Origin of the sequence: Massilia antarctica, assembly GCF_015689335.1 — a bacterium.
Taxonomy (GTDB): Bacteria; Pseudomonadota; Gammaproteobacteria; order Burkholderiales; family Burkholderiaceae_D; genus Telluria_A; species Telluria_A antarctica.
Genome location: NZ_CP065053.1, coordinates 2718101 through 2737731, shown reverse-complemented (window position 1 = coordinate 2737731; position 19631 = coordinate 2718101). Strand labels below are relative to the sequence as shown.

Annotated in this window: 8 protein-coding genes, 2 tRNA genes and 3 rRNA genes; 5 read left to right on the top strand and 8 right to left on the bottom strand. The window is 61.7% G+C overall.

What is annotated here, in order from left to right; all coding sequences use genetic code 11:
* Window positions 1–58: 58 nt before the first annotated feature.
* Both IV454_RS12350 and IV454_RS12345 read right to left on the bottom strand, forming a co-directional pair.
* On the bottom strand, window positions 59–1471 hold the full coding sequence (locus tag IV454_RS12350; RefSeq protein ID WP_206091688.1) for a hypothetical protein: 1413 nt from the start codon (window positions 1469–1471) through the stop codon (window positions 59–61).
* Window positions 1472–1473: 2 nt separating this feature from the next.
* Complete coding sequence (locus IV454_RS12345) at window positions 1474–2736, bottom strand: SPFH domain-containing protein (protein ID WP_206091687.1); 1263 nt, start codon at window positions 2734–2736, stop codon at window positions 1474–1476.
* A gap of 216 nt (window positions 2737–2952) precedes the next feature.
* Here IV454_RS12345 and IV454_RS12340 point away from each other — a divergent pair, with 216 nt between their 5' ends.
* From IV454_RS12340 to IV454_RS12320, 5 genes are all read left to right on the top strand, one after another.
* Window positions 2953–3633, top strand: a complete 681-nt coding sequence (locus tag IV454_RS12340) for a response regulator transcription factor (RefSeq protein WP_206091686.1) — start codon at window positions 2953–2955, stop codon at window positions 3631–3633.
* Window positions 3634–5736 (top strand): sensor histidine kinase, encoded by a 2103-nt coding sequence (locus tag IV454_RS12335; protein ID WP_206091685.1) that lies wholly within the window; start codon window positions 3634–3636, stop codon window positions 5734–5736.
* A gap of 74 nt (window positions 5737–5810) precedes the next feature.
* Window positions 5811–8918 carry a hypothetical protein gene (locus tag IV454_RS12330; protein WP_206091684.1) on the top strand — a complete coding sequence of 1036 codons (3108 nt, stop codon included), beginning with the start codon at window positions 5811–5813 and terminating at the stop codon, window positions 8916–8918.
* Complete coding sequence (locus IV454_RS12325) at window positions 8915–10561, top strand: SWIM zinc finger family protein (protein ID WP_206091683.1); 1647 nt, start codon at window positions 8915–8917, stop codon at window positions 10559–10561. The genes IV454_RS12330 and IV454_RS12325 overlap by 4 nt, the downstream gene beginning before the upstream one ends.
* Window positions 10562–10927: 366 nt before the next feature.
* The gene (locus IV454_RS12320) at window positions 10928–12847 is read left to right on the top strand and encodes a reverse transcriptase family protein (RefSeq protein WP_206091682.1); all 1920 of its coding nucleotides are present in this window, start codon (window positions 10928–10930) and stop codon (window positions 12845–12847) included.
* A 12-nt stretch (window positions 12848–12859) separates the two neighbouring features.
* Here the strand turns inward: IV454_RS12320 and IV454_RS12315 are convergent, their stop codons facing one another.
* The 6 genes from IV454_RS12315 to IV454_RS12290 all read right to left on the bottom strand — a co-directional run bounded on the left by IV454_RS12315 (window position 12860) and on the right by IV454_RS12290 (window position 19456).
* The gene (locus IV454_RS12315) at window positions 12860–14032 is read right to left on the bottom strand and encodes an acyltransferase family protein (protein ID WP_206091681.1); all 1173 of its coding nucleotides are present in this window, start codon (window positions 14030–14032) and stop codon (window positions 12860–12862) included.
* 262 nt (window positions 14033–14294) lie between these two features.
* Window positions 14295–14407 (bottom strand): 5S ribosomal RNA (gene rrf, locus IV454_RS12310).
* Window positions 14408–14556: 149 nt separating this feature from the next.
* Window positions 14557–17432, bottom strand: a 23S ribosomal RNA gene (locus IV454_RS12305).
* A gap of 240 nt (window positions 17433–17672) precedes the next feature.
* Window positions 17673–17748: transfer RNA gene (locus IV454_RS12300), tRNA-Ala, on the bottom strand.
* 10 nt (window positions 17749–17758) lie between these two features.
* Window positions 17759–17835 (bottom strand) — tRNA-Ile (locus tag IV454_RS12295).
* Window positions 17836–17925: 90 nt separating this feature from the next.
* A 16S ribosomal RNA gene (locus IV454_RS12290) occupies window positions 17926–19456 on the bottom strand.
* Together the 16S, 23S and 5S rRNA genes with 2 tRNA genes alongside form the textbook arrangement of a ribosomal RNA operon.
* Window positions 19457–19631 lie beyond the last annotated feature (175 nt).

Below are 19631 nucleotides of genomic sequence, written 5' to 3'. Positions count from 1 at the left end.
TCCACCAAGTGAGTACACTTCATTGGAGCAGCCGGCGGCATTTAAGTTCAAGATTGATTCAACGCAGGCTGAGCGTCTGGCGTTTCCATGCAGGATCTTGCCAACGGTAGAAGCCGCTGAGCGCATCGGGCCGGTCGGCGCTTTTCTCCACCGCCAGGCTATCGATGTCGACAATCTCGAACGCACGCTTGATACGCCCCTCGATCCTCGCCTCGCGCGCGACCAGCACCTTGGGCGAACCGGGGACCCAGCCGGCAAATTCGGCGTAGCCCAAGGTCGGTTCGATCGGCGCCGGCGGCAGCACATCGATGCGCCAGCCGCCCGCGCCCCGATGAAACAGCCACAGTTCGCGCCAGCCATCGAGCGGCTGCACGGCCAGCGCCAGCGCATAGGCCTGCGCATTGGCGCGCGCCGACGCATTCCACACGATGCCATACGTGCAGCGCGAGGCCAGCGGCGCGCGCTGGTCGTGCTGCGCGTCGACCAGCAGCACGCAGGTTTCGCCCGGCTGGCCGGGCCGCGTCACCACGTTCAGTCCCGCCGGCGCGGCCACGGGTGCTTCCGCCGCCCAGCGCACACTGCCCGCGCGCACCGCCGCTTCGGCATAGGCAGTACGGTCTTCCTCCGCCAGTTCGGCCTTGTTCACGCTGGCCAGTTCCAGGATGGCGCGGTTGGCCGCCTGCGCCGGCGCCGCGTTCTTGCGCGCCAGCTCGAAGGCGATCGAGGACCACACCGCCGCGCGCCGCGTGTACACGCGGTTGCGCACATGCTCGGGCAAGTCCTTCACGTCCACCTTGTCGAGCACCTCGGCACGCCACTGGTCAAGCGCGTTACGCTGCGCCACCGGCAGCGCCGGATCGATGCACTCGTCGCGCGTCAGTCCCAGCGCCGCGCTGGCGCGCTGGGCCGGGCTCGACGCCATCGCCAGCACCCGCCGGAATGCCTCGCCGTCGTAGCACAGTTGAATCGCACCTTCGCGCTCGTAGCTGCGAATGATCACGCCGTAGTTGGCGACCACTTCCAGGTGCGCCGCCACGACCGCCTCGCTGCGCTTGTCCAGCCGCGACGATGCGCGCCGCGCCAGCCGTTCGGCCATGCTGCCCAAGGCATCGAACACCTCCGCGTCGATGGCGATCGCCGGCGCGGCCTTGAGAAAAGCGGCCGCGTAACCGATGCCGAGCGCCTCCGCGCCGGGCGTGTCGCGCACGAAGCGCACCACGGCTTTCAGTTCGGGCGCGGCCGCCGGGGCCAGATCGATCTGGCGCACCTGGGCCATGCGCACATAGCCGGCCCGCTCGCGCCGGTGATCGTAGACCTGCAGGTACTCCATCTTGACGCCGCGGATTTCAAGGCTGTCGCCCTGCCACAGCACGGCCTGGGAGGGGGCCGAATCGCGCGGCGCGGCGCGCAGCTGCATCTCGTCGCGCGTGACGATGGCAATGGCGGCTGCGGCGCTCAAGGTAGCGAGCATGGTTATTGTTCCTCTGCTGCGGTATCGGCGGCGGGATCGGCTGCCGTGGCGGCGGGTGCCGGCGTGCCCTTGCCCTGGCCCAGCAGCGCGGCGCCGATAAAGCCGCCGTCGGTCGGCGGCGCGGCGATGATTACCGAGACCTTGTCGGACAGCTTGTCGGCCATGGTTTTCTGGATCAGCAGCGGGTGGCGGGTGATGACGGCGCCGTCGCGTTCCATCTGCGCGGTGTTGACCTTGCCGACCACGTCCTGGCGGTACGCTTCGGCGTCGGCCAGCTTGCGGCGCGAGTCGGCTTCGCCGGTCGCTTCGATCACGCGCGCCTGGGCCGCGCCTTCGGACGTCTTGATGCGCGAAGTCTTTTCGGCCTCCGCTTCCAGCCTGCGCTGCTCGATCTGCTTCTGCTTGAACGGCAACACGTGCGCCATGGCCTGTTCCTGCGCCCTGGCGGCGATAATCTGCTCGTTGCCGGCCGCTTCCGCCGCCTTCTCACGCTTGATCTTGTCGGCATCGGCTTCGAGCGCAGTCTGCTTGACCTGCTTTTCCTTCAGTTCGAGCGTGTAGCGCATCTTCTCGGTCTGCAGTTCCTCGGCCAGCAAGGTTTCCATGCCGGCCATGTACTCGCGCGGCAGCGTGATCTTGCCGATCGTGACATTGCGCAGCAAGATGCCGTCCGCGGCCAGCTTGGGCTTGAGTTCGGCCTCGATCACCTGAGCGATTTCGGCGCGCTTGCTGGAAAAAATCTCGCGCACGGTGTAGCGCGTGACTACTTTATAGATCACGCCCTGCACCGCCGGGTCGATCACGGCGCTGCTGATATCGTCCGGCAGGGTTTGCGCCACCGCGACCAGCTTGGCCGGGTCGATCGCATAACGCACGCTCAGGTCCACGCCCAGCGCCAGCCCTTCGACCGACTGGTAAGGCTGCTCGCCGCGACCGGCCGGCTTGTAGATCTGGTCCAGCACCGGCAACTGGCGCAATTCATGCACACCGGGTATCAGCATCACGGTACCGTCGCGCACCACGCTGGCCGCGCCGCTCAACTGGTTGAGGCGGACGCCGACATGGCCGCGCTCAATCTTGGCTACCGGAGGATGCTTCACCAGCAGGTATCCGGCGCCGCCGATGGCGCACAGCGCCAGCACGCTGCGCAGGCCCGGGCGCGGCATCACGCCCGCGCCGGAACGCGCCACCGCGCCGAAGCCCGCCACGCCCTTCGCCAGCACCGCACGCACCGCCAACACACCCTTTTTGATCCGATCGGACATTTGCCTCACCTTTTCAGTTTGCCGGTCCTGCACCCGCATGACCCTGAAACGCATGGTGCGCGCCACAGGGTGGAAGTATCAATCCGTGCCCCGGGCCAGAACCCTCACCGGGCGGAGCTTTCGCAGCGCCCTGTGAAGAAAAGCTCACAGGCCCCGTATGACTTTTCGGCCGAAAGCGTGGATACTGGCACCCTCACCAATCAGCAGGAGCAACCCATGCCCAGAGTGGCCGTCATCGAGGACGACCTCCCGACCAGTAACCAGCTGCGCAGCTGGATCGAGGCGGCCAAGCCGGGCATCGTCGTCGACCAGTGGTTCAACCGCGACGAGGCCGAGGCGGCGATCGCGCGCGAGCGCTACGACCTGGTGGTGCTCGACATCGAACTGGGACGCGAGCGCCATGCGGGCGTAGCGATCATCAACGCCATCAACAAGAAGCAGGCGACGCCGGTGCTGGTGGTATCGGCCATGCCGGCCACTATCTACCGCAGCATCATGAAGGCGCTCGACGCCTGGGACTATCTGCAAAAAGCCACCTTCGAGGAAGCCGACTTCACCGATACCTTCCTGGAGATCCTGCGCGCGGTAAAGGAGCGCGACAAGCCGGCCCTGGACGCCGACGAACTGGCCATGGACCCGCTGCGCCAGCGCTCGCCCACCTGGCGCGGCCAGCGCATCAACCTGCCGCTGACGGCGCAGCGCATCCTGGCGGCCCTGTTCGCGCGCCGCGGCCAGGTCGTGTCGTACGAGGAGTTGTACGAGGTGGTCAAGAGTGGCCGCAACCGCGACAACATCCGCAAGCACGTGAGCACCATCCGCGACGCCTTCCGCGAGATCGATCCGGCCTTCGAGTGCATCGAGAACGTGCCGATGCGCGGTTTTCGCTGGGCCGATTAAATGGCACCGCAGCGGCGCTGGTTCGCGCCCTACCGCCTGCGCATCCTGCTGCGCGCGGCTTTCCTGCTGCTGGCCCTCGCGACCCTCGGCCTGGCGGTTTCGGTGCTGCAGCAGGAAAAGCAGCTCAGTTACACCAGTTACCAGGCCAGTTTCCGCAAGACCGGGGAGCAGATCAGCGCCACCCTGCGCCATCCGGCGGGGCAGCTTGCGCTGCTCAATCCACCGTTGGCCGGTGCATCCGCGCCTGGCCTGCGCCCGCTGCTGTTGCCATTTCCCGCGCTCGATTTCGACGACCAGCAAAAGGTGCAGCAAGCCGTGGCCATGTCGGGCTGCATGCGCCAGTTCGGCCCCAGCGCCAGCCTGTGCGCGGCCATTGGCAACAATCCCTGGGCCGGGGGCTTCATCTACGTGGCCGGCAGCGTCGACCTGGCGCGTCTGGTCTCGCACCGCAGCGGCGACGAAGTGCTGAACCAGTCGCACCGGGTGCGCATCAAGGTATCGCTGCGCGGGCGCACCTACCAGTGGGTCGCCCCGTTCGAGGAAGAGCCGCGCCAGCCGGGCGGCCCGTACGCGCCCCTGCGCGGACGGCTGACCGGCTTTAACGCGGCCGACGAAGGCCGCAAGCACACCCGCCCCGTGAAGGACTTCCGCGGCTGGATGTGGCAGAACGCCCAGTGCAACGCGCCCGCCGCCGGCGCCAATCCGGCCACCTGCCCGCGCAACGCCTTCTTTTCGGTGCGCCTGCCGGTCAGCGTGCTGCAGGAAGACCTGTTCGGAGACGACAGTGCCCGCCGCGTGTGGCCGCCGGCCGATCTCGACCAAATCCGCGTCAGCGTGGTGCTGCTCGCCCCCGGCGAAAATGCGGTGGTGCTCGACAGCGACCAGACCGGCGCGGCGAGCGGCTTCTCGCTGGCCGACCTGGCGCCCATGCTGCTGCCGGGCGAAACACTGCGCATCGAAAAAGTCGGCTCCGCCGGCGCGGCCACGACACCCGCGCTGGTCAAGCTGGCCGGCGCCAGCGGCACCGAAGACGCGTCGCAGCACTTCCTCACGGCCCTGATCCGGCGCCTGCCGGTCGACACCTACGACACGCCGCTGACCGCGACCCACCGCATCGCCACGCCGCTGGGCAGCTACGACCTGGTGCTGGCCGGCGACGTGCGCAGCGTCAGCCAGAGCCTGAGCGTGGTGGCCAGCCGCATGGCCTGGTTCGTCGGCGCCATGCTGCTGGCGCTGATGCTGGCGTGGCTGGCGATCGAGATCGGCATCATCAGCCGCATCAAGGAACTGATCGAGCGCGCCGATTCGGTGGCGCGCACCGTCAAGGAGCGCGGCGACGCCTCGCAGCCGGACCTGTCGGACCTGCGCGGGGAAGATGAACTGGGCGTGCTGGCCACCTGCCTGCACGACCTGCTGCGCCGCGTGCGCGAGGATGTCGAGCGCGAAGCCATCCGCGCGGAACAGGAGCGTGACATGTGGCATGCGGTCGGCCACGAGATCATGTCGCCGCTGCAATCGCTCATCGCCCTGCACGGCACCGAAGGGGGCGACGGCAACCAGAGTGCGCGCTACGTGCTGCGCATGCAGCAGGCGATCCGCGTGCTGTACGGACGCGCCTCGCCGAGCGAAGCATTCCAGTCCACCGTGCTGCAAGTGACCGAAGTCGATCTGACTGCCTTTTTGCGCAACGTGGCGGCCAACGCTCCCTGCGCCGGGATCACCGACGTGGTCTTTCACGGCGCACCGCAGGCGGTGCTGGTTCGGGCCGACGAATATTCGCTGGAAGACGTGGTCACCCATGTGCTGGTCAACGCCCAGCGCTACCGCCTGCCCGGCACCAGCATCGACATCACACTCGACACGAGCGAAACGAGTGCCGGCGTCACCATCGCCAACCGCGGCCCGACCATCGCCGCCGATGTCATCGGCACCATTTTCGAATACGGCGTATCGGACCAGGAGGAAGCCGGCGCGCACGGCAACCGCGGCCAAGGCCTGTTCGTGGCCCGGACCTACATGGCGAAGATGGGCGGCACCATCGTCGCCAGAAACCTCGACGACGGCGTCGCCTTCGTGCTCACCTTGCAGCGCGGCGCCGCCTAGATTTTCATTGCCTGATTTACAAGCAGTTCTGCCCCGGGTTACTATTCATCTCTATTCAATTATGGGCAGACGCGGTGAGACTGATTCGTACAACCCGCCTGGTACGCAGGCAAAAACACAGCGTGGTCGAGTGCGAAGTCGACCTGTGCGCACTGCCCGACGGCGATGACCGCTACCTCGTCAACGTGCGCCAGGGCCGCAAGGGCGACGAGTGGCGCGAGGCGACGCGCACGCCGCTGCCGGTCGGCCTGCCCGTGGCGGAACGCCTCTTTAATCAACTGCTGGCCGAACGCCAGGCCCAGGGCTTCACCGACGCGGCAGCCCTGCCGCCGGCGCGCCCGGACGATGCCGCGCCACCCGCGCCGGCGACACCAGAACGGCGCGCGGCCGACGCCGTGCTGCTTGGACGGCTGGACGCCGGCGTCTGGCGGCGCCTGAAGGACCAGCAGCGTACCCGCACCGTATGGCGCATCGGCGAACGCCGGCTGGCCGCCGCGGTGCCGCTGATGGTCGGCCTGATCGGGCGCGGCACTTCCGCACTCGATTACTGCCTGGCCTGGGCCATCGGCCGTTGTGGCGACACCGGCGCGACCCAGGCCATGCTCGAACTGACCGCACGCGGCAGCTCCGATGCAGTGCGCCGCATCGCCCGGCAGGCGTGGCTGCAACTGGCCGGGGAAGCGGCGCTGGCCCGGCACGCCGCGCAGTTGACGGGCGACTGGCCGGCGCGCCTGCGCGAAGCCTGGGCCGCGCGCGACGAGGAAGCGATTGCACAGTTGTGCGCGCACCCGGATCAATGGACTGCGCTGTCGCTGTCGGACTGGCTCGAACAGCTCGACCAGGTAGCGCTGGCCGACCCGCTGGCGCGCAGCATCCTGCTGGCACAGCTGCGCCAGTTGCCCCTGCGCGCGGGCACCTTCCGCGCCGTGCGGCATCTGTACAAGGCCGCCGAGATGCGCGACGACGGCGAGCTGTTTGGCCTTTTGCAGCAGCGCTTCGACACCACCGCGGCGCAGACCTCCAGCACCTATGTGCGCATCGAGCGCAAATGGGTGCCGTACGCGGAAATGGCGGCGCGCCCCGACAGCACCGTGGCGTACAGCACGCGCACGCGCGCCTACCTGCGCCTGCGCGGCTGGCGCACCTTGCGCCGTCTCGCCCAGGACGGCGACCCGGCCTTCGTCACGATGGCGCTCGGCACCCTGATGGCGATGGATGATGCCGACGCCGGCCAGCCCTACACGCGCGAAGGCCGCTACTTCATGCGCGCCAACCGCAGCTACGACACCTACAGCCACTGGACCATGTTCAACCGCCTGCTGCGCAGCCATGGCGCCTGGACCGGCAACCGCAGCGGCAGCAGCTGGTTCCAGGTAGGCCCGATCGTGCCCGCCAACGGACGCGAAGAAGCGTTTCCCGCGCTGTGGGATGCGCGTCCCGCCGCCCTGCTCTGGCTGATGCAGCGCAGCCGCTGCGAGGGCGTGCACGCCTTTGCAGCGCGCGCCCTGATCGACAACACCGCCTTTTGCGACCGCATCGCGCTCGACGACCTGGGCGCGCTCCTGCGCAGCCCTTACAGCCCGACCGCCAGCTTCGCCTTCCAGCTGTGCCGCCAGCGCTTTGCCGACGGCGTGCCCGATACCCGCTGGCTGCTGTTGCTGCTGCAATCAAGCCTGCCGGAAGCGCGTACCTTCGCGCTGGAATGCATCAGCCGCGCCCCCGACCACTACTGCGCCGACGCGCTGCTGGTCGCCACCCTGGCCTGCTCGCCCGATGAAGCGGTGCGCCGCCACGGCCGCATGCTGTGCCAGTGCGCGCTGGCCCTGCCCGGCCAGGCCGACGCCATCGTCCTGCTGCTGCTCGATTGGCTGGACAACTGCGGCGACCTTGATCAGGCCGAGATGGTGGTCCCCGCCATCGCCGCCGACCTGGTATGGCTGCTCGACCGCCCCCTGCGCGCGGCCGCTGCGCTTGCGCCGTATGCGCGCCTGCTTGCCCTGCTCTCGCACCGGCTTGCCAGCGTGCGCATCGCCGCCGGCGAATGGCTGCTGCGCCACGCCGAGCCGGCGGGCGCCATTCCGCCGGCTACCCTGGCGGCGCTGCTGCAGGAAGCGGATGCTGGTGTGCGCGCGGTCGGCATCAAGCTGTTCAGCGCACTGCCGGAGCACATGCTCGCGAGTCAAGCCTTGCTGTTCGCCGTGTTCTGCACCCACCCGGATGCGGACGTGCGGCGCGCCATCGACGGCGCCTTGCAGCGCATCGCGCCAGGCGACGCCACGTTCCGCGCCACCCTGCTGCCTTTGCTGCTCGATACCCTTTTCCACAGCGAACCGGCGGACGGCGTGCATGCGGACCTGATCGCATGGATCCTCGGACCGCTCAATTCGGGCGCCGACCACCTCGACCGCGCGCTGCTGGTGCGCCTGTTGGCCGCGCGCAGCAAGGGCGCGCAACTGCTCGGTGCCCAGATGCTGCCGCGCTTCGCCAACACGCAGTTCAGCGTGGCCGAGTGGGCGCAGTTCGGCCATAACGAAAACGCCAGCGTGCGGCGCTGGGCCTGCGCGGCCTTTACCGAACACGCAGCCCTGGTGCGCACCCAGATGGAAGCGGCGCTGCGCCTGCTCGACAGCACGTGGGACGATACTCGCGCTTTCGCGCGCGAGTTCTTCAGCAAGCAATGCGGCAGCGAAGACTGGAATCCGTCCCTGCTGGTAAGCCTGTGCGACCACCTCGATCCCGAGGTCCAGCGCTTCGGGCGCACCATGCTCACGACCCATTTCGACGTCGCCGACGTCACCGAATACATGCTCAAACTTAGCCAGCATCCGTCCGCCAACATGCAGCTGTTCGTCAGCGGCTGGCTCGCCAGCGCAAGCGCCGGCGACCTGTCCAAGCTGGAACGCCTCGAACCGTACTTTTTGAACGTGCTGTCACAGGTCAACCGCGGCCGGGTGGTCAAGAACCGCGTGCTCGACTTCCTGCGCGCGCAGGCACAGGCATCGGAGGCGATTGCCGCTTTTGTCGCGCGCCTGTTCGCGCGCCAGGTGCTCACCGTCGCCATCGCCGACAAGGCGCAGTACATCGAGGGATTGCGCGCGATCCAGGAGCGCTTTCCGGCGCTGCCGGCGGTGATGACGATCGAGCCGCCGCGTGCGCACGCGAACCTGCGGGGGCCACAATGAAATTCGAATACCGCTACTACGGCTCCAGCACCGTCAGCAACAGCGCCTCAAGCACCGAGATGCGCTTCGCGCCCGACACCCTGCGCCCGCCGACCCATTTCGTCGCCCAGCTGAACAAGCACATTCCCTTCCGCGAAGCCATCTCCGCGCTGCACGACGTGGTGGTGGCCGACCAGCGCTACCAGGCGCCAGACAAAACCGCCTACCTGGCATGGCGCGCCCAGAACGAAGACCCGGCGCTGGCGGAACTGATCGACCGCAATGCGGACCTGCGCGCGCGCATGGCGCCATTGAGCGAGGAGCTCAAGGCCCTGCGGGCGCAAAAGAGCATCATCCTCAAGCCTTTCGCCGCGGCCCAGGCCAAATACTTCGACTATATATACAAGGCCAATTTCGACACCTGGGTGGTGCTCGACCCGGTGATCACGGTGCACCCCGACCGCGTGTTCTTCGAGTGCTTCAGCCGCGACGAATCGAGTTACGCCTCGCTCAGTTGCAGTCACAATGTGTTCGACCGCGTGGGCGACTTCGCCTGCGGCACCACCAATGTCGACTACTCCGAAGGGTTGTACGGCGAATTCCAGAAGATCCGCGACTATAAAACGACCCAACTGGCGATCGATCCGAGCGGCTTCCAGGTCGCTACCGCTGGCGATCCATCGTTCAAGGAAGAGAAGATCGACGTGCCCGAAACCTGGGTGCGCGGCTTTCTGCAAGTAAGCAGCGCAATGAACCTGCCGGCGCGCAGGCTCGATCTGCATCCGATGGATGTGCACAATTTCTGCCACCTTTTGCGCCACAAGAAGGAAAGAGTCGGCCCGCGCTCGATCCGCTTCGTGCTCACGCCGGGTGAACCGATTCGCGCGCTGTTCGAGCCGTGGAACGATGAACTGGTGTGCCGCCGCTCGATCTACCAGGGCAATGCGGCCGAAGAAATCCGCATCTGGGGGCGCCGCCGCCTGATGCTGCTCGAACGCCTGATCCCGGTGGCGCACAGCTTTACCGTGCACCTGATGGGCAGCGGCATGCCAAGCTTCTGGATCGCCAACCTGCCGGACATGCAGCTCACCTTGGGCCTGTCCGGCTGGACCGCCAACGACTGGGCACGGGCAGGCCAGTTCGACCTGCTGGCGCCGCGCGGCGCCGTCGATGACGATAGCAAGACGCGCGTCTTCGCGGCGCTGGGACAGCGCTGGTTCGCCACCGCCGACCAGTTGGCGACGGACACCGGCCTGACGCGCGCCATCGTCGAAAGCGCGCTCACGTTGTACACCCAAGCTGGACGCGTGATCTACGACCTGACGCAAGGCGTGTACCGCCTGCGCGAGCTGTCGCGCGAACCGTTGCCGCTGGATGTGCTGCGCTTTGCCAGCGCGATCGAAGAAAAGGCGGCGACCCTGCTGGCGGTGCAAAGCCTCTCCGAGCAGGCCAGCGAAGCGCTGCCAGAGGGCGGCTTGCGCCTGCGTGCGCGCAGCAAGGAAAACGGCCGGCCGTACCAGGTCATGCTGCGGCTCGACGCCGACCGGCGCATCGTCGACGGCAGCTGCGAGTGCAACCACTACACCCAGAACCGCATGCACAAGGGGCCGTGCGTGCACATGCTCGTGCTGCGCATGGACCAGGCCAGGCGTGACGCCGCGTGAGCGCGCGGCGCACGCATCTTCACTAACCCACATATTCAAACCAATGCTTGAGGAGCCCGGAATTCACCTGTTATACTCGCATCAACAAGCACGGCGGGATGGCTCTTGCAAACCGGACGGCGGATCGCCGTCCACGTTGTCAGCTCTTCCCACGCGTCACTGGCACGCTCTTCACTGTGCCGTACCTGCACCAGTAGCGCGACACGGTTTGGCTTCCCTGAAGCCGATCAGCGCTACTGGTGCGGTACGGCGTCGAGTGGAGCGCTCCAGTCCTGCAGGCCCTTCGATGATTATCCTGCCGTGCTTGTGTAGTTTGCGTTTTCCCGACAGTGTTTTCCGTGGTGTTCCTTGCGAGACCAGGACACGATGACTTCCCCTACTCCCTCTCCCTCCGAACTGACGCGCGCGCAGTTGTACGAGCGCATACGCACCAGCTCCAAAGAAGAAGTCGTGCTGACCGAGATGCAGCGCCTGGGCTTCTGGCCGGCCGACAGCGGCCAGCCCTCGGTCGAAGCGGACCTGATCCGGCGCGAAACGGAACTCACGCAAGCCTTGCAGAAGCTGGGCAGCGAGCTGCATCACCTGCAAAATCCCGAAGCGGCGTTGCGCATGCTGCGCAAGGAGCGCATGGCCAAGGCCAAGGCGCGGCGCGAGGAAACGCGCCAGAAGCGCGCGCTGGTGCGCTTCGAGAAGGCGCAAGCGTGGCGCCAGCGGCGCGAACACGAAGTGCTGTATCTGGGCGCGGGCGTGTCGGGTGGCCTCGGTCGTGCCGACAGCGACGCCGGAAAACTGGCCGGACTGGCCATGCCGGTGCTGCACAAGGCGGACCAACTGGCGCAGGCGATGGGCATCACCTTGTCGGAGCTGCGCTTCCTGGCGTTCGAGCGGCGCGTCTCGCGGATCAGCCATTACCGGCGCTTCGCCATGCCCAAGAAGACCGGCGGCGAACGGATTATCTCGGCGCCGATGCCGCGCCTGAAACGCGCCCAATACTGGGTGCTCGACAACGTGCTGGCGCGTGCGCCGCTGCACCAGGCGGCGCACGGCTTTGTGCCGGGCCGCTCGATCGTCAGCAACGCGGCGCCGCACGTCGGCCAGGCGGTGGTCATCAATCTGGATCTCAAGAATTTTTTCCCGTCGATCGGCATGCCGCGCATTAAAGGCGTGTTTGCGCAGCTGGGCTACAGCGAGCAGTTGGCAACCGTCCTGGCGCTGCTGTGTACCGAAGCGGCGACCGACGAAGTGCGCATCGATGGCGAGACGTTTTTTGTCGCGCACGGATCGCGCGCCTTGCCGCAGGGCGCGCCAAGCAGTCCGGCGTTGACCAATATTTTGTGCAGGCGGCTCGATGCGCGTTTGCAGGCTTGCGCGGCCAAGCTGGGTTTCAAGTACACGCGCTATGCGGACGACCTGACGTTTTCGGGCGACGCCGATGCGCGCAAACTGGCCGGCAAGCTGCTGTGGCGCGCCAAGCAGATCGTCATCGACGAGGGCTTCACGCCGCATCCCGACAAGCAGCATGTGATGCGCGACGCGCAGCGCCAGATGGTGACCGGGATCGTGGTCAATCAAAAGCCCTCGCTCGAACGCGAGACCCTGCGGCGTTTTCGCGCCACGCTGTTCCAGCTCGAAAAGGATGGTCCGGAGGGCAAGCAGTGGAACGGCAATACCAATGTCATCGATGCGCTGGAAGGATACGCGCAGTTCATCCGCATGGTCGATCCGGCCAAGGGCTTGCCGCTGCTGGTGCGCGTGCGCGCCGCGCGGGCGCGGTGGGGAGTGGCCGGCGTCGACATGAAGCTGACACAGTCGAAGCGCAGCAGCGCGTTCCGGGCGCTGTCGGCCCAGGGCAAGGCACCGTGGGACGGATGGTGGCAAGCCACCCTGGCGTCAGCGCCGGTACTGGAAAAAACCGCCGCGCAGCTGGCAGCGGAAAAGAAGGCGAGCAAGGCGGCCGAGGCGTCGCCGACTCGCGTCAACATGGAAAAGCCCGTGGCTGCGGATACGCGTGCCGTGACGCCGGCCGCAGCGCTTCACCCGCCACCGGCAGACGATGTTCCGGCCAATGCGGCCCATACCGGCAAACCGGATGGCGATAACAATTTTCGGGTGGCGATCGCGGTGCAGCTTGCACTTGTTTGCGCTTTTGCGCTGGCCACGCAACGCATTCTGCCGTCCGTCTGCATGGCGGCGATCGTGCTGCAATCGGCCATGTTCCGCAGACCGCGCTGGGGGTGGTTCCTGTTTATTGCCCTGGTCTGGAGCGCGATCACGCTCAAGTGGTAAGGCGCGGCTGGGTCAGGCGCTGCGCTTGCGCAGCGGTACCGGTTGCGCTAGCGCTGTCGATTCCTCCTCAGTTGCCGCCGCCGGTTTCCAAAAACGTGCGGCCATGCGGTCCAGCAGGTCGCGCGTGGCGCCACCGAGCTTCACTTCCAGATAGTGGTGCGAGAGTGCCGCGACCGGAATCGCGAACAGGGTCGTAATATATACGCGTCCCCACGCTTGAGCAGGGATGCCATGCTCGTCCAGCCAGCGGCTGAGCACGAACTGGACCAAGGTATGGAACAGGTACACCGAATAGGAAATGGTGCCCAGCCAAACCAGGAAACGCGGCGGCGCCAGATTGACCGTTTTGCTGGCCAGCGCAATGCACAGTACCATCAGCGCAAGCAACCATCCCCATTTCGTCGGTCCGTGAAAGTCTGCCGCCGTCGTGTAGTTGCACCATACGGCAAAGCCGATACTCACCCACATCAGGTTAAGGCACAGAATGCGGCTACTCAAACGCAGATTTCGCGCCAGGTAGATATGGGCAATTCCGACACCAGCCATGAAATCAACGATGATGGAATTGGTGATCAGGTTGAAATAGTCGAAGCTGAAGTTGAAATTGGTGCGCACGTTAAAAGCATGGTTGTGCTCGATGAGCGGAATGGCAACGACCGTGGCGAGCATCCAGGCACACAAGGCAAGCCAGCGCCCGCGTCCGAACAGCATGCTGATGCAAAAAACCGCATAGAAATAGACTTCGAATGCCAGCGTCCAGGCCAGCGGCAGGGTAAAACCGAAAAACGGTACGTCCGAACGGACGGGCGGAAAGAGCACCAGACTTTTCAGCAATATCGTCCAACGGCCCGGCTCGGCAAAATACGCCATGCCATCCTTGACTAAGATGACATAGGCAATCGTGGCGACGGCGTACACCGGCCAGATGCGGGCGAAGCGCTTGATGGAAAAATCGATGCTGGACGCTACGCTGCCGTCCGACTTCTGCGTGGTGTACACCATGATGAAGCCGGAAATGATAAAAAAGAGATCCACCCCCATGGCGCCCGGACCGAGCCAACTATCGACCACACCCCATTCCGGGGTGCTGAGGAAAAAGTAACGCGCGTGACTGAGCATCACAGCCATCACGGCGATTCCTCTGAGTGCCTGTATCCAGTCGAGTTTTTGATTTACAAGTTTCATGCTTCTCCGTTTCGTCTGCAAGTTCCACCTTGCAAACTTGACGTCTTTTTAATAATAATAAAAACTTAACATTTATAGCACAAGTTGGAGCGATTCGCTTGAAAGCGCGGTTGTGATTTGGATGCGGGCGCCTCGATGCCGTCATCAGCCGTGGTGGCGGTGATAGGGTCCGAGCAAAACTGCAGACGAAAAAAAACCCCGGTTTGCACTAAGCGCGATCTTGAGCGCGCTTAGGCTTACCGGGGTCTTTCTCTTATAACTAGCCTGACGATAACCTACTTTCACACTGGTTGCAGCACTATCATCGGCGTAAAATCGTTTCACGGTCCTGTTCGGGATGGGAAGGGGTGGTACCGATTTACTATGGTCATCAGGCATAACTTGTACAGCTTGGTGCTCCCGACCGGGCAGCACTAGCTTGAATCTGGAAGAAGTATCGTTTTATTGTATTACTTTGGGTAGTGATTGTGCGTATCGCACAAAACACAACGCGCATTTCTTATCTCTGTACCTGCTAAGGTTATAGGGACAAGCCGTACGGGCAATTAGTATCAGTTAGCTTAATGCATTACTGCACTTCCACACCTGACCTATCAACGTCCTGGTCTCGAACGACCCTTTAAAGAGCTCAAGGCTCTGGGAAATCTCATCTCAAGGCAAGTTTCCCGCTTAGATGCTTTCAGCGGTTATCTCTTCCAGACTTAGCTACCCGGCAATGCCACTGGCGTGACAACCGGTACACCAGAGGTCTGTCCACTCCGGTCCTCTCGTACTAGGAGCAGCCCCCTTCAAATTTCCAACGCCCACGGCAGATAGGGACCAAACTGTCTCACGACGTTTTAAACCCAGCTCACGTACCACTTTAAATGGCGAACAGCCATACCCTTGGGACCGGCTACAGCCCCAGGATGTGATGAGCCGACATCGAGGTGCCAAACTCCCCCGTCGATATGAACTCTTGGGAGGAATCAGCCTGTTATCCCCAGAGTACCTTTTATCCGTTGAGCGATGGCCCTTCCATACAGAACCACCGGATCACTATGTCCTACTTTCGTACCTGCTCGACTTGTCAGTCTCGCAGTTAAGCACGCTTATGCCATTGCACTATCAACACGATGTCCGACCGTATCTAGCGTACCTTCGAACTCCTCCGTTACACTTTAGGAGGAGACCGCCCCAGTCAAACTGCCTACCATGCACTGTCCCCGATCCGGATAACGGACCAAGGTTAGAACCTCAAACAAACCAGGGTGGTATTTCAAGGATGGCTCCACGAAGACTGGCGTCCCCGCTTCAAAGCCTCCCACCTATCCTACACAGATTGGTTCAAAGTCCAATGCAAAGCTACAGTAAAGGTTCATGGGGTCTTTCCGTCTAGCCGCGGGTAGATTGCATCATCACAAACATTTCAACTTCGCTGAGTCTCGGGAGGAGACAGTGTGGCCATCGTTACGCCATTCGTGCAGGTCGGAACTTACCCGACAAGGAATTTCGCTACCTTAGGACCGTTATAGTTACGGCCGCCGTTTACTGGGACTTCAATCAAGAGCTTGCACCCCATCATTTAATCTTCCAGCACCGGGCAGGCGTCACACCCTATACGTCCACTTTCGTGTTTGCAGAGTGCTGTGTTTTTATTAAACAGTCGCAGCCACCAGTTTATTGCAACCCTTTCACCCTCATGGAGTAAACCAATCAAGCTACCGGGGCGTACCTTTTCCCGAAGTTACGGTACCAATTTGCCGAGTTCCTTCTCCCGAGTTCTCTCAAGCGCCTTAGAATACTCATCTCGCCCACCTGTGTCGGTTTGCGGTACGGTCTCGTATGACTGAAGCTTAGAGGCTTTTCTTGGAACCACTTCCGATTGCTTCAGAACCTAAGTTCTTCGTCTCGACCCCTTGAATTCCGTGCCCGGATTTGCCTAAGCACCTTCTATGAGTCAAAAACCAACACTTCCAACCGTTGGACAACCTTCCGCGATCCGTCCCCCCATCGCATCATACGACGGTGCAGGAATATTAACCTGCTTCCCATCAGCTACGCATCTCTGCCTCGCCTTAGGGGCCGACTCACCCTGCTCCGATGAACGTTGAACAGGAAACCTTGGGCTTACGGCGTGGGAGCTTTTCACTCCCATTATCGCTACTCATGTCAGCATTCGCACTTCTGATACCTCCAGCATCCTTTACAAGACACCTTCGCAGGCTTACAGAACGCTCTCCTACCATATATGCAAGCATATATCCGCAGCTTCGGTGACTGGCTTAGCCCCGTTACATCTTCCGCGCAGGACGACTCGATCAGTGAGCTATTACGCTTTCTTTAAATGATGGCTGCTTCTAAGCCAACATCCTGACTGTTTTAGCCTTCCCACTTCGTTTTCCACTTAGCCAATCTTTGGGACCTTAGCTGGCGGTCTGGGTTGTTTCCCTCTTGACGCCGGACGTTAGCACCCGACGTCTGTCTCCCAAGCTCGCACTCATCGGTATTCGGAGTTTGCAATGGTTTGGTAATTCGCAATGAACCCCTAGCCATAACAGTGCTCTACCCCCGATGGTGATACTTGAGGCACTACCTAAATAGTTTTCGGAGAGAACCAGCTATTTCCAAGTTTGTTTAGCCTTTCACCCCTACCCACAGCTCATCCCCTAATTTTTCAACATTAGTGGGTTCGGACCTCCAGGGCGTGTTACCGCACCTTCATCCTGGCCATGAGTAGATCACTTGGTTTCGGGTCTACACCCAGCGACTGTCGCCCTGTTCGGACTCGATTTCTCTACGGCTTCCCTATATGGTTAACCTTGCCACTGAATGTAAGTCGCTGACCCATTATACAAAAGGTACGCAGTCACGGAACAAGTCCGCTCCTACTGTTTGTATGCACACGGTTTCAGGATCTATTTCACTCCCCTTCCGGGGTTCTTTTCGCCTTTCCCTCACGGTACTGGTTCACTATCGGTCGATTACGAGTATTTAGCCTTGGAGGATGGTCCCCCCATATTCAGACAGGATTTCTCGTGTCCCGCCCTACTTGTCGCACGCTTAGTTCCACACATCGAATTTCGTATAAGGGGCTATCACCCTCTATGGCACCAATTTCCAGTGGTTTCTACTATCCGTCATGCTAAAACGTGCAGGCTCATCCCATTTCGCTCGCCACTACTTTGGGAATCTCGGTTGATTTATTTTCCTGCAGCTACTTAGATGTTTCAGTTCGCCGCGTTCGCTTTGCATACCTATGTATTCAGTATGCAATGACCTGTAAAGGCCGGGTTTCCCCATTCGGAAATCTGCGGATCAAAGCTTGTTTGCTAGCTCCCCGCAGCTTATCGCAAGCTACTACGTCCTTCATCGCCTGTAATCGCCAAGGCATCCACCATGTGCACTTATTCGCTTGTCCCTATAACGTTAGCCTCTGATCCGAAGATCAAAGAGCGTTACAGTGATAAAAAAGTACAGCGTTGTTGCTTTGTTTTGATACATACAATCACTACCCATCGTCTGACCTGTCGGCCAAACGATTAAAACTTTACTTCTTCCAGATTGTTAAAGAACGAAACAGCTTTAATCTCTAAAAGACCAAACCTAAACATCTCACCCGACGGTGTTGCTTACGTTTGTACTTTCAAGATTAGTAGAGTGGTGGAGGATGACGGGATCGAACCGACGACCCCCTGCTTGCAAAGCAGGTGCTCTCCCAGCTGAGCTAATCCCCCAAGGAATACGTGGTAGGGCTGGTTGGACTCGAACCAACGACCCCCGCGTTATCAACACGGTGCTCTAACCAGCTGAGCTACAGCCCCGACTTGGACACTGCTACTGTTTCTTCTAAATTCAACAGTCGATAAGAGTGGACGCTTAATAAATTGGCTCTATAGCCGGTGCAACTCTAGAAAGGAGGTGATCCAGCCGCACCTTCCGATACGGCTACCTTGTTACGACTTCACCCCAGTCACGAATCCTACCGTGGTAAGCGCCCCCCTTGCGGTTAAGCTACCTACTTCTGGTAAAACCCGCTCCCATGGTGTGACGGGCGGTGTGTACAAGACCCGGGAACGTATTCACCGCGACATGCTGATCCGCGATTACTAGCGATTCCAACTTCATGTAGTCGAGTTGCAGACTACAATCCGGACTACGATACACTTTCTGGGATTAGCTCCCCCTCGCGGGTTGGCGGCCCTCTGTATGTACCATTGTATGACGTGTGAAGCCCTACCCATAAGGGCCATGAGGACTTGACGTCATCCCCACCTTCCTCCGGTTTGTCACCGGCAGTCTCATTAGAGTGCTCTTTCGTAGCAACTAATGACAAGGGTTGCGCTCGTTGCGGGACTTAACCCAACATCTCACGACACGAGCTGACGACAGCCATGCAGCACCTGTGTTACGGTTCTCTTTCGAGCACACCTCGATCTCTCGTGGCTTCCGTACATGTCAAGGGTAGGTAAGGTTTTTCGCGTTGCATCGAATTAATCCACATCATCCACCGCTTGTGCGGGTCCCCGTCAATTCCTTTGAGTTTTAATCTTGCGACCGTACTCCCCAGGCGGTCTACTTCACGCGTTAGCTGCGTTACCAAGTTAATTAAAACCCGACAACTAGTAGACATCGTTTAGGGCGTGGACTACCAGGGTATCTAATCCTGTTTGCTCCCCACGCTTTCGTGCATGAGCGTCAATCTTGACCCAGGGGGCTGCCTTCGCCATCGGTGTTCCTCCACATCTCTACGCATTTCACTGCTACACGTGGAATTCTACCCCCCTCTGCCAGATTCTAGCCTTGCAGTCTCCATCGCAATTCCCAGGTTGAGCCCGGGGATTTCACGACAGACTTACAAAACCGCCTGCGCACGCTTTACGCCCAGTAATTCCGATTAACGCTTGCACCCTACGTATTACCGCGGCTGCTGGCACGTAGTTAGCCGGTGCTTATTCTTCAGGTACCGTCATTAGCAAGGGATATTAGCCCTCACCGTTTCTTCCCTGACAAAAGAGCTTTACAACCCGAAGGCCTTCTTCACTCACGCGGCATTGCTGGATCAGGCTTTCGCCCATTGTCCAAAATTCCCCACTGCTGCCTCCCGTAGGAGTCTGGACCGTGTCTCAGTTCCAGTGTGGCTGGTCGTCCTCTCAGACCAGCTACTGATCGATGCCTTGGTAGGCCTTTACCCCACCAACTAGCTAATCAGATATCGGCCGCTCCAGGAGCATGAGGTTCTTGCGAATCCCCCACTTTCATCCTTAGATCGTATGCGGTATTAGCGTAACTTTCGCTACGTTATCCCCCACTCCAGGGTACGTTCCGATATATTACTCACCCGTTCGCCACTCGCCGCCAGGTTGCCCCGCGCTGCCGTTCGACTTGCATGTGTAAGGCATGCCGCCAGCGTTCAATCTGAGCCAGGATCAAACTCTTCAGTTCAATCTCTGTTTAATGTCCTTGCGGACAGATCGCTCACTCAAAATACTGACAGGCCACTTCTTGCGAAGCGCCTAATTTCTTTTTTGTGAACATTTGATAATTTAAGTATTCAACATCGCTTGCGCTTTGTTGGCACCTTCATCAAACGCCCACACTTATCGACTGTTAATTGTTA